Raw genomic sequence first — 12,013 nt, 5'->3', positions numbered from 1 at the left:
CTTTTGCCTTAGCCCGATTGCAGGTGATGGGGAAGCCTTAGGCGGGCTCTGCAAAAACCCAGTCGAGGTAGGCGGCAAGGCGAACGCCGGATTGCGCGAGGCGCTCTTCAACGCTCGGCGTCCACTGCCAATTGTAGCGATACCGCAGGATGGCGGGCGATTCCGGCGTGCCCATGCCGTATTCTTCGCTCACGCCGGGATAGATTTCATCACGCATGGCGGCGCTTTCGGCGATCCACACTTCGGGATCGGCATCCCACCAGTCAATGACACGGTTGGGCGTGATCCGCCGCTCCAGGCGATCGGCATATTCGCTGTAGGACAATTGCTGGCGCAGGATCATGCCTTCATCCCACACCCAGTGCAGATTGGTCTGCTCGTCAAACCAGTCGACGATGAAATCATTTCCACCGCGGTCGGTGCCGTTTCCTGCATGAAGCGGCTGATGGAGGTCGGAAACGATGTGGACGATAAATCGCAGCGCGCGAGCCTTGTCGTCCTGCGAGGCAGCGGGATCGCGCAACACGGCAGTAAAGCGCTCCAAAGCCGTCGCCGCATCACCTTCTGGCGGATGCTCCAAATCCTCCACAGAGCGCCCTTCCGGCAGAGTGACGTAATGGAAAGGAGAAGCGGTCTCCTGCCAGAATGGCGAGGGATTGGAGCGCTGCTCATCTGGCCAGGTGCTCGCTTCGGGCAAGCCTTCGGTCCCGATGATCTGGGCAATCTGTGCCTGCGTATGGCCGCTGATATTGTCTTCGGCGATCTCTGCCGTGACGCGGTGTCCAATCGGGCCCCACGCTTGTGCGGGAGTGGCCAGAACGGAAGCGGATGCGGCGAGTGCGATGGCAAATTTGCGGGTCATATCGGGTCCCTAATGAAGCTGTATTGCGGCCCTATGAAACAGGCAGGCATGGCAAAGCAAGGGGGACCAAAGCGCATTTCCTGCATGCATTCGCTGGCCTGCTGTTGTGACCCAATTCCTATGGTTAACTTTTCCCAAAGGATATGCCCGTAACGCTGGTGAAACGCATAAATTTCCTCAGGAATTCCACCGCTGTGAAACATGAAAATATCGAAATCGCCGATCCGTCCCTGATCGATGCTGTCGCGCGCTCCTGCGGTGAAGTCACCGTCGGCTGTGTGGACGTTGGCGGTCTGGTCGAAGAAATCATGAAAACCGCAGGCGATATGGAGGACAGGCGCCGCACGCTCCAATCGGTTATGGCCGAGCTGGCAAAGGATCAGCGGCGCGTCACCGATGCTACGGATGAGGCGCGCCTGCTGTCCGATCGGGCAAAACGCGATCTGCGTCAGAGCACGGCAGTGATCAAGGACTCCATCGGCGAATTTGTGGATCTCACAGATCTTATCGTCGCTCTGGCCGAACATATCACGAGCTTTGCGGGCGCGATGGACCAGGTCCGCCGCGTGTCGGAGAAGATCGATACGATCGCAGAGACGACCAATATGCTCGCGCTCAACGCCGCGATCGAGGCGCACCGTGCCGGTGCTGCCGGGGCAACCTTTGCCGTAGTCGCGCAGGAAGTGAAAAAGCTGGCGCAGGACACGCGCGGCGCAACGGACGAAATCGCCCGCACGGTGGATTCTCTCGGCGGAGAAGCTGAAGGTCTCGTCGAGAAAATCAGCAAGGGCGTTGAACAGGGCAAGAGCGCGCAGACCAAATTCGCTCAGATCGACGATACGGTGAACGGAATTTCCGAATTCGTCACCCAGATCGAAGAGCAGAATTCGGGGATTGCGCAGAACACCAGCACGATCAACGCCCGTGTCGAGGAAGTGCGGGAAGCACTCGAGCTCTTCGCGTCGGGAACGCGCGCCAACAACAAAAACCTGGTCTCGGCAAAACAACGCATCAACGAACTTGAGACCATGTCGATGGAGATGTTCGACCAGTTGGTGCGCAGCGGTTTCGCCGCAGCCGATCTCGAATTCGTCGAAATGGCAATCAAGGGCCGTGACGAAGTGGTCAGCCTGGTCGAGAGCGCGCTAGCAGATGGTTCGATCGCCGAAGCGGACGTGTTCGATAGGGATTACCACGAAATTCCGGGCACCAATCCCACCCAGTACAGCAACCGCTTCAACGATTTCGCCGATCGTTTCATCCAGCCGATCCTCGACAAGCAACTGACGTTCCGCAAGGAAGTGATCACCTCCGTCGCATCAAATCAGGATGGCTATCTGCCGACGCACCTCTCAACCCGCTCGCTGAAGCCCACGGGCAATATCGAGCATGACGAGAAATACTGTCGCAACCGGATCAAGGTGCTGGACGAGACGACCCAGCGCGCGGTCGACATGAAAGACATGCCCTTCACCGCTTCGTGCTATCGCTTCGGGGGATCGGAGGGTGATCGCGCCCGGGCCGGCAAGAACATCTTCGTGCCGATGTGGATCAACGGCAGATATTGGGGCAATTTCGAGATCTTCTATCTCGACTGAGCTTTCGCGCCCGACCTGAAAATTGCGAAACGCGGGGAACGTCGTTCTCCGCGTTTTTCTTTGTCTCGTTGAATGGTTTCCGCCTTGGTACGAGGCCAGTCTTGTTACGGCCTGTTGGCGGATGCTCTGGTGCGTCCCAATTGTCCGGCGGGAAGCAAGGAATTGCTTCAGCCGTTGACGACCTGCTTGGGCAGGAGATCGGTGGCATTCGTCAGCTTGTCTGCGATCTCTGACGCAGGCAGCGCCTTGTAATAGAGCCAGCCTTGGATCTGATCGCACCCCGCGCTTCGCACCAGAGCCGCCTGCTCTTCGGTCTCAACGCCTTCAGCCGTGACATCCATCTTGAGCGCCTGCGCCATCGTGATGCTGGAGAGCATCATGGCGCGCGAACCCTCGTCGCCTTCGGCATCGACCACCAGCGAGCGGTCCAGCTTCAGTTTTTCAAAGCGGAACTGCCGCAGGAAGCCGATTGAAGCATAGCCGGTGCCAAAATCATCGAGGGACACGTTGACGCCGAAACCGCGGATCAAGTCGAGACTGCGTTCGGCAAGAACAGGGTCGTTGACGAGGCACGTTTCCGTGATCTCCAACTCCAGTCGTTCCGCCGGGAAGCCTGTCTCTTCGAGGATCTGACCAAGGAGAATGGGAAATTCGACATCGCGCAATTGCACGGCGGAGATGTTCACCGAGAGTTTAATGTCGTTCCAGGGTAATGCGTCCAGACAGGCCCCCCGCAGCACCCAAAGTCCGATTTCACTGATCAAGCCGGATTCCTCGGCAACAGGCACGAATATGTGCGGCCCCACAGGTCCCCCGGCGCGCGAGTCCCAGCGCAGCAGCGTTTCTACCGCGACAATTTCGCCCGACTTTGCGTTCACCAACGGTTGATAGACCAGATTGAAACCGTCATTCGCCAAGGCGGCGCGCATTTCCAGATCAAGCTCACGCATGCTTTCGCGACTGGCATCGAGCGACTTCTTATACCAGGTGGAGCGCATCTTGCCGTTGCGTTTGGAGGCATACATCGCGACATCGGACCGGCGCATGGCCTCGCCAGAAGAGATGCGGTCTGCGCCTTTGCTCGATGTAATCCCCGCGCTTGCGCCGATCACGATGCGACGACCCTCGATTGTGATCGGACGGCGGAAATGATCGATGAAAGAGCGAGCGATGCCTTCCACGATCGTGCCTGCAAGCGGGCCGATCAGGCAAATCGCAAATTCGTCACCGCCCAGGCGAAACGCTTTCGCATTGTCCCCGCAATAGTCGCGCAGAATGATCGCGCATTCCTTGATAAGCTGGTCGCCGATGGCGTGGCCGTAGTGATCGTTGACCGACTTGAACCCATCGAGATCGATAATTGCCACCGCCATTTCTTCCAGCAGCGCGGGATGATTTTTGACATAGGCATGCAGGGCGCGGCGATTTGGCAAAGTGCTGAGGCTATCGGTCATGCTCCAGCGTTCGAGCCGGCGCGCATAGACCAGACCAATCTGCGCCAGCACGGCAACGGCAATCGCGTAGACAGCGACGCCGCCAATGACGACTGGAGACGAAAGGGATGGCTGGAACGCGCCTGAAGCAGCGAGCAAGACAGCAACCACTGCGAAAATGAGACTCAAGATCACAATTGGAGCGAAAACAAATCCTTGCGCGCCCCATTTGGATATACCGAGTTCTTGCTGCATCAAAACATCCCTTCTCAGGGAGAATGTAAAACGAAGTAACTAATTGCTGGTTAAGCCAAAATCACCATTATTCAGCGCGTTATTGGCTTAGGCGTTGCAGTGTTTGAGTCCGAAATATGACACGCGTCACTCCGCGCGGCGGTACAGATTGACCGCAGCATCGCTCTGTTCAAGCGGCAAGCTCCGATCGGAAATCGTCTCCCCGGCGCCGAGCATCAGCCAACCTTTCGGATTGAGGCTTTTCAGCAAACGCGACAGCGCCCGCTTGCGCGTATCCTGATCGAAATACAGCAGTACATTGCGGCACAGGATCAGATCGAATTTTGGTTCGCCCGGGATCGGCATCAGGAGATTGTGTACGCGAAACTGCGTCATGCGCTGAAGCTCAGAACTTGCCTCCCAGCCGAGCGGCGTTTCGCGGAAATGGGTGAGCATTTGCGCAACCGAAAGGCCGCGCTGGACTTCGAATTGGGAATAGACGGCCGCGCGCGCAGCAGCGATCGCGCTGTGCGACACATCGAGGCCGACGAGCTCTATATCCCATCCCTGCCAGCGAGCGCTTTGATCCAGGAATGTCATCGCCAGCGAATGTGCTTCCTGTCCGGTCGAGCACCCCGCACACAGGATAGAGAGCTTGCGCGATGCGGCATTGCGCTCGGCAATTTCCGGCAGGATATGGTCTGCGCAATGGGCGAACATCGCACGGTCGCGGAAGAAATAGGTTTCGTTGTTGAGCAGCGCCTCGACGACTTGCTGCGACAGCATCGCTTGATCGGGCTCGTCCAGCATGCAGACCAGCTGGTCGATGTTGGAAATGCCCTTTTCGCGGAAAATCCCCGACAAGGCACTGCCAATGCGCCAGCTTCGGGTTTCACTCAATTCCTGCCCTGTTCGGGTGGCCAGCAGATTGGAGATAATCCTCTCCGAGCCTGACATCATACTCATACGGCTACCGCAGTGCGCCGCGTAATCCAGTGGGCGAGATCGACAGGTGCCGCGATTTCGGAAGCAAGGCCGGCCTCGGCGATACCGCGCGGCATGCCCCATACGGCGCTCGTCTCTTCGCATTCAGCGACCATAATGCCGCCGTTTTCGACCAGAGTTTTCGCACCATTCTGTCCGTCGCGGCCCATGCCTGACAGGACAACGCCGATGACGCGACCTTCGAGCACTTCGCCAAGGGTCGCCAGCATCGGGTCGACCGACGGGCAGCAGCCGCTCGCCACCGCCTCATGCGTGATCTTGACGACTGCGCGCGCTCCATCGCGCACGAATGAGACATGGCCATCGCCCGGTGCGACGAGAATCTCGCCGCGCTTCAGCTCCATGCCGTCTTCGGCGATCCGAGTGGGGCGATTGCTCGCGGTTTCCACCTGGCTCGCGAAAATGGGAATGAAGGCATTGGGCAGGTGCTGGGTTACAACAATCGGCGTGACGATCGATTTAGGCAGCTTGCCAAGGAATTGGACGAGCGAATGAATACCGCCCGTCGATCCGCCAATGGCGATACAATCGACTGACTTGTTCGGCGCCTTGCGCAGTTCAGGCTCATCGACCTTGCGCGCGCTTTCATCGGCTGCCTGTTCAAAGCTCGCTGACACAGGCGCTCCGGCGAGAGCGCGGATGCGTTTCGCAAGGTCCGCGCGGTATTCGGCATTGAACTGACCCGGCTCCGGCTTCTGGACAACGTCAGACGCGCCCATGGAGAGTGCCGAAATCGTTTCCTGCGCGCCCTCCGCCGTCAAAGAAGAGACGACCAGAACCTTCGCACCGCCGGACTTCTCAAGAATATGCGGTAGACCGGCAAGCCCGCCCATTCCGGGCATTTCCAGATCGAGCAGGATCACATCGACGACGACTGTATCGAGCAGCCCGATCGCCTGTTCTGCCGAACTCGCCGTTCCGACGAGTGAAAGATCATCCGTACGATCGACGACTTTGCCAAGCACGGTACGTGCAGTGAGTGAGTCGTCGACGACCATCACCCGCACGACCTTGCCCGATGCATCTCGTGACTGGGTGTCAAAACTGTCGCGTGTATTTTCGAATGTCATGATCCGCGCCTCACTCGAATCCGATGAGCTGCAGCTTCAGCTCCAGCGTTTCATGATCAAACGGCTTCATCACATATTCGCTGGCGCCTGCCTCCATCGCCTCGCGAATGTGATCGACGTCGTTTTCCGTGGTGCAGAACACCACTTTCGGCGCATTGCCATCAGGACGCGAGCGCAAAGCCCGCAGGAATTCGATCCCGTTCATGACCGGCATGTTCCAGTCGAGCAGGATGAGGTCCGTCATCTGCTCGTCCAGCCTGTCGAGGCCCGCCTCGCCGTGTTCGGCATCGGAGACTTCAAAGCCAAGCGATTCCAGGATGTGCCGCGACACCTTGCGGATCACTTTCGAATCATCGACGATTAGGCAGGTCTTGGACATGAATACTCCGAAATTGTGCTGCCGCTATAACGGCAATACCTTGCAATTCGTTACTGGACGGGCTGAAGCCCGACTTCGATAAAGGGTTCGACATCGAGCAGCAGCGCCGGCCCACCTTCGGTTTCGACCACGCCATTCGCGACACGCTCCCAGGCGGCACCAACGCCGCCAAGAACGTCCTTGGTCTCGCCATCCCATTCGACAACGTCTTCGACATCATCAAGCAGCAATGCATATTGATGCATGCCGTGTTTCACGACAGCGGCCTGGCGCGGCTCGTCACCGCTCACGTCGGCATCCTCGACGCCCAGGACGCGGCGACAATTGATCACGGTCAGTGTCTGGCTGCGCAGCGTCGTCAGCCCTTCGATATGGTCGGGTGAGCGCGGAACCGGTGTGATCTTGCTGATTTCCACGATGGATTCGAGACGACGCGCCGCAAAGGCGATGCGCCGCCCAGCCAGCTCGGCGATGAAAATGGGCTCGCTCATGCGGACACCTGTGTACGGTTGGCGAGCGCTTCGAGCAGCGCTTCACGATCATAGCGATGGACGGTGTCGTCGGATGCCTCGCCCTCGGTATCCTCTGCCGACAGGGTGATGACGCGAGCCGCTTTCACCTCAGGAGCAGGAGATCCGGCACTCACGATAGCGACATCGGCCTGATCGTGGCCGTCAGCTGCATCCAGCACGCGGTATCCCGCACCTTCGACAAGCGGGCGAAGAATTGCCCGGGTCCACTGATCACCCAGATCAAGCACGCAGGTGCGATCCGTCTTCGTTGCCCCTGCCCTCGCGTATCGCGCAAAAAGCCAATGACAATCCAGCACTTCGGTTGCGCGGCCATCGAGCAGCACCAGTCCTTCGACTTCACCCTGCTCATCCGCTGGCATCAGATCATCGCCTATTGTCACCGTGTCGATCACGCGGCTGATCAGATAGGCGATTTCGCTTTCACCATCGCCGAGCATCAGGATTGTTGCTTTCTCGCCATTAATCGCATCGATGTCGGCCCCGGCCAAAGGCAGGATCTTCCCGTCGAGCACCACCTGCGCAGCGCCACTGCCAAGACGCACGGCGTTGCTTTCCACCTTCGCAAGGTGCGTCACCGAATCCATCCGAACAAGGCGGCGCTCTCCTTTTGCGGTGGCCAGCAGGACAGCCGGAATTGCGACCTTCGCAGCGGCATCCTGATCATCCTGCACGGCATAAACGCGTTTGCGGCGGACCGTTTCGCTAATCAGACCCTGCTGCAATGCAATGCCCGTCACATGCAGCATCAGTACCAGGCTGCCATCGTCGAGCAGCGATGCGCCGGTGTAGAGGTTGGACGCCATGATCGCTTCGGCGAGCGGCTTTACTGCCAGATCTTCGTGATCCAGCACCTTGTCGACCGCGACGGCGCAAAGGTCTCCGCCGGTCAGTTTGACGACCATGAGGTCGCTTTGCTCGATCGGTTTGCCCGGAATGTCGAGCGCGTCGGCAAGGCGAATGCAGCGCAGCCGCTTGCCGCGGAATTCAACGAGCGTCGAATCCCCGGTCTTGCTGAAAGTGAGCTCATCCGAGCGTGCGCTGACGATTTCCTCGGCGTAGGAGCGCGGGACGCCAAAGCGGTGGTCCCCAACGCGCACAGTCAGCGATGGAACGATGCTGAGCGTCGCAGGCAGCGAGATATGGATGCATGCGCCCTCCCCGCGATCGCTGGTAATATCGATCGTGCCGCCCAACTGATGGATATTGGTGCGTACCACATCCATGCCGACACCGCGGCCGGAGACCGAGGTGACCTGCGCGGCAGTTGAGATGCCGGGTTCGAAAATCAGGCCAAGCTTGTCTGCCTGGCTCATGCGAGACACATCGCTTTTCTCGATGATCCCCGCGCTCAGGGCGCGTTCCACCAGGCGATCAGCGTCGATCCCCTTGCCATCATCGTCGATGGTGATGCGCACGCGGTTGCCCGTCTGGCGCGTTGCGATCGTGATGAAGCCGCTTTCCGGCTTGCCCGATTCGACGCGAGCCTCGGGCGCTTCGATCCCGTGATCGAGGGCATTGCGCAGAATATGGACGATGGGATCGCGGATCAGCTCGATGATTTCGCGATCGAGTTCTACCTCTCCGCCTTCCATTTCCAGCGTGACCTTCTTGCCCAGCTCGTTGGCAAGGTCGCGCACCATGCGTGGAAGGGTTGTGTAAAGATGCTCCAGCCGGTGCATGCGCATCTGCGAGATGTCTTCGCGCAGCTCGTTAATCGTATTGCTGAGGCGATCGAAGGTCGCGGCAACGGCCGGGTCGAGATCGTGATCGCGCACATGGCGTGCCAGCTCATTGCGGATAAGCACGGCATCGGAGATTTCCGACATTACGCGGTCGAGCAGCGTCACAGGCAGGCGAATGGAACGCGCAGCCGCGGGAAGCGACGGGGCCGCCGTATCCTGCGCTTCCGGCTTCGGCGGTGCGTCCGGCGTAACGGGCGTTTCTGCCCCGCCCTTTTCCGCCGCATCGCCAGACTCCATCGCGGCAATCAGATCGGCGTCCGAACCTTCGGGGAGTTCTTCGCCGCGGCCGAGCGCGCTGACCATATCGTCGATACGATCGACCACCGCCAGGATGGCATCGATCAATTGTTTGTCCGGCGAACGCTTGCCCGAGCGCAAATCGGCGAGCGTACTCTCCGCAACGTGGCTCAATTGGGCAAGTCGCGGAAGATCGAAGAAGCCGCAATTGCCCTTCACCGTGTGAACGAAGCGGAAAATCACATCCAGCTTCTCGCGATCGGACGGGTCGGCTTCCCACGCGACAAGCGCCTCTTGCACAGCGGCAAGCATGTCGTGCGTTTCAGCAATAAATTCGGAAAGCAGATCGTCCATTGCACCCAGCCAGTAAGATAGGCTCAGATGCATGCCCGCTCATGGTTGATAATGGGTTAAGTTGAGACCCTCGGAATTATTCCGGTTCGATCTCGAAAGTCAGCCCGGCATGGTCCTGAAGTCGCGTGATGAGCTTGTCGCCGAGCAGCGTTGCCGGGGTCCAGAAGCCGCCAGCCGCATCATCAGGCACATCTTTGGCGAGACACGCAGCGGCCTGCGACAGCATTTTAGCTGTCGAACCGTAGCCCGGATCGCGATCGCCGGTGACGCGACAACGCAGCTTTTCGCCAGATGGCGTGGTCCCGAGGAAGACCAGATTGAAGTGCCCTTCGCGCTGTACTTTCTCGCTCGGCCCCTCCCCCGGTTTGGGAAGGATGAAGGATTCCATCACCCAGCGGACGGGCGGTATGGCAAGGCCAGCAGTCAGCGCTCCCAGCCCCCATTTGGTCAGCCGCGCGCGCCGCTTTCCTTTGCTGCCCTTCCCGGTCGCCATCGCTTCTTCATAGCGAAACTGCGTGCCATAGGCATTGCCGCTGAGCGCGTTGGAACGATGAACCACGCGCGTATTGATGGCCGCCATGATGAAAGGCGCAATCCAGCTGCCGAAGCGCTCGTCATATTCCATGCCGACGTTCGGCTGGCGGACTGTAAAGTCATGATCTGGCGGACAAAGGCTGTAGGGATTTTTCAATTGTCGCCGCAGTTCGGGATTGCTGGAAGCTTCCTTGACCATGTTGGTCATACTGGCGATGGTCCCACCCGACGCGCCGCCCTTCGCCTTGGCCACGCGCATGTTGATCCTCTCGCATGCCTCGCCATGGGTTTTGAGCGCATGGTTCTGTAGGAACAGGACGCCCATGTCCGACGGGATCGAGTCAAAGCCGCAGCAATGCACGATGCGCGCACCGCTTTGCTTGGCGGTCGCCTCATAGCGATCCTGCATTTTGCGAATCCAGTGCGGTTCGCCGGTCAGGTCGCAATAGTGCGTGCCGCTTTCGGCGCAGACCTCCACCAACAAATCTCCGTAGAGCGCGTAAGGCCCCACCGTTGAGATGATCGTATTGCCCTGCGCGCACATGGTCTCCAGCGCGGGCTTGTCCTTCGCGTCGGCGGTGATCATGGCGACGCCCTGCAAGCCGATTTCATCCCTGACCTGTTGCAATTTGTCCGGCGACCGGCCGGCGATGGCCCAACGCATATCGCTGCCCGCGAACTGCTCATGCATATAGCGAGTGACGATCTGGCCGACGAAGCTGGTCGCTCCATAAATGATGATGTCGTAAGTTTTGTCGGCCATAAGTTCCTCGGAGATCGTTGCCTGCACGCGGCATCAAGCCATCAGAGCAGTATCGGGTTCCTGAAACAAGGAGTACGGGTGGCAGACCCGAACAGTCTGGCGTCAGGGCAGATATTCCGGATCGGCCAGTGCACTATCGCGAGCGTAGAGCGCCGAGATGCGCTGCGATCGATCGATCATTCGGTCCACCCGTCCCCGCTCCAGATCGGTATCCGGGAACGGCCAGCTGCCCGGCGTGGCGGCATAGCGCTGCAGGAAGGTATAGGCAGTTTGCAGGCTCCGCCCGTCTTCAAGCTCCGCATTCCACAGATCGAGCGACAGGCATTCTGCAATCGTGGCGAGCCGTGCAGCGCCATCCACCACGTAATGCGAATAGTGCCAGCTGCGGGTGCGGGACAATTCCTCGATGAAGCGACCTTGCCGGTCCATCTGCACGCCTAAGCGGTATTCCGGAAAGGCCTCTACCACATTGCTCGCAGGCTCAGCAGCGCCAGCATAAAGCGCGAAATGCGCGAGGTAGAAATCGAAGAACACGCCGTGATTGTTGCGCTTCGTCATTTCATGTTCGCCATTTTCGCTGGTGGCCATCCAGATCACGAAATCGCGATACCAATTGCGCATTGCTGCGCGTTCGTCACCGCTCAGGGCTCCTGATGGCGCGATCAGGCCTTCCGCCTCCAGAATGGTCGAAAGGTGAGATGCTTCGATAATGCCCTCGCCCCTGCCGTCCACCCGGCCCGGAATGCCCTGCGCATAATCGAAATTGGGATTCATCCGCGTTTCGGGCGTGATGAACCACGCGCGCAGGAGCATCGCTGCATGTTCGGCGAAACGCGCATCCTGCGTTGCGTGATAGGCCAGTGAAAGTTCACGCACATCCTCCGACAGTGCGCGCAGGCGAGCCTTGTCAAACTCCGGCCCGTCACGCTCCGGATTCACTTCGCCATCGCGGCGCGTGTACGGCAGGCCATCGTTTTGCGATGGGTCTGGCCACCAGTAGGGGCCGATGGAGGCGTAGTCATTTGCGGTTGCGCCCGGCAGCACGCGCGGCTTGTCGGTGACGGAATAGGGTCCGCGTTCAAGCGCTGCCTCACCCGCGTCGATGATGTCGTCGCGATGATCTCCAGCAGTGATAGATTGCACCCAGACGGGTCGCCAAAGGAACGTCCGTGCCCCGCCGAAGTCCTCTGCATACCCCTGCACGCCCCGACATTGGGCGGTGCCATCCGTAGGCGTGAGTGGCGGGACTATGGGCGCTGTTTCTTGGCC

The 12,013-nt window shown here is 59.4% G+C and carries 10 protein-coding genes; 1 reads left to right on the top strand and 9 read right to left on the bottom strand.

The genetic code is table 11. The features are described 5' to 3' along the window. Positions 1-37 precede the first annotated feature (37 nt). Complete coding sequence (locus tag O2N64_RS09125) at positions 38-862, bottom strand: S1/P1 nuclease (RefSeq protein ID WP_271077298.1); 825 nt, start codon at positions 860-862, stop codon at positions 38-40. Between the two features lie 194 nt (positions 863-1,056). On the opposite strand from O2N64_RS09125, the gene O2N64_RS09120 reads away from it, so the two are divergent. After that, entirely contained in the window at positions 1,057-2,460 is a 1,404-nt protein-coding gene (locus tag O2N64_RS09120; RefSeq protein ID WP_271077297.1) for a methyl-accepting chemotaxis protein, read from the top strand. 167 nt (positions 2,461-2,627) lie between these two features. Here the strand turns inward: O2N64_RS09120 and O2N64_RS09115 are convergent, their stop codons facing one another. The 8 genes from O2N64_RS09115 to O2N64_RS09080 form a co-directional block, all read right to left on the bottom strand. Beyond that, complete coding sequence (locus O2N64_RS09115) at positions 2,628-4,088, bottom strand: putative bifunctional diguanylate cyclase/phosphodiesterase (RefSeq protein ID WP_442866728.1); 1,461 nt, start codon at positions 4,086-4,088, stop codon at positions 2,628-2,630. 186 nt (positions 4,089-4,274) lie between these two features. Then, on the bottom strand, positions 4,275-5,093 hold the full coding sequence (locus tag O2N64_RS09110) for a CheR family methyltransferase (protein ID WP_271077295.1): 819 nt from the start codon (positions 5,091-5,093) through the stop codon (positions 4,275-4,277). Next, positions 5,090-6,202, bottom strand: coding sequence for a chemotaxis-specific protein-glutamate methyltransferase CheB (gene cheB, locus O2N64_RS09105; protein ID WP_271077294.1), 1,113 nt, complete (start codon positions 6,200-6,202; stop codon positions 5,090-5,092). The genes O2N64_RS09110 and cheB overlap by 4 nt, the downstream gene beginning before the upstream one ends. A gap of 10 nt (positions 6,203-6,212) precedes the next feature. Next, positions 6,213-6,581 carry a response regulator gene (locus O2N64_RS09100; RefSeq protein ID WP_271077293.1) on the bottom strand — a complete coding sequence of 123 codons (369 nt, stop codon included), beginning with the start codon at positions 6,579-6,581 and terminating at the stop codon, positions 6,213-6,215. A 50-nt stretch (positions 6,582-6,631) separates the two neighbouring features. Further along, complete coding sequence (locus O2N64_RS09095; RefSeq protein WP_271077292.1) at positions 6,632-7,072, bottom strand: chemotaxis protein CheW; 441 nt, start codon at positions 7,070-7,072, stop codon at positions 6,632-6,634. Then, a complete protein-coding gene (locus O2N64_RS09090; RefSeq protein ID WP_271077291.1) occupies positions 7,069-9,480 on the bottom strand; it encodes a chemotaxis protein CheA in 2,412 nt (803 codons plus the stop codon). Before O2N64_RS09090 ends, O2N64_RS09095 begins: the two co-directional genes overlap by 4 nt. Before the next feature lie 43 nt (positions 9,481-9,523). After that, on the bottom strand, positions 9,524-10,744 hold the full coding sequence (locus tag O2N64_RS09085) for a saccharopine dehydrogenase family protein (RefSeq protein WP_271077290.1): 1,221 nt from the start codon (positions 10,742-10,744) through the stop codon (positions 9,524-9,526). A 102-nt stretch (positions 10,745-10,846) separates the two neighbouring features. Beyond that, entirely contained in the window at positions 10,847-11,947 is a 1,101-nt protein-coding gene (locus O2N64_RS09080; protein WP_271077289.1) for an alginate lyase family protein, read from the bottom strand. Positions 11,948-12,013: the final 66 nt, after the last annotated feature.

It is taken from the genome of Aurantiacibacter sp. MUD61 (genome assembly GCF_027912455.1).
Lineage (GTDB): Bacteria > Pseudomonadota > Alphaproteobacteria > Sphingomonadales > Sphingomonadaceae > Alteraurantiacibacter.
The sequence above is the reverse complement of the archived record's forward strand: the minus strand, read 5'-3'. Positions and strand labels throughout refer to the sequence as shown.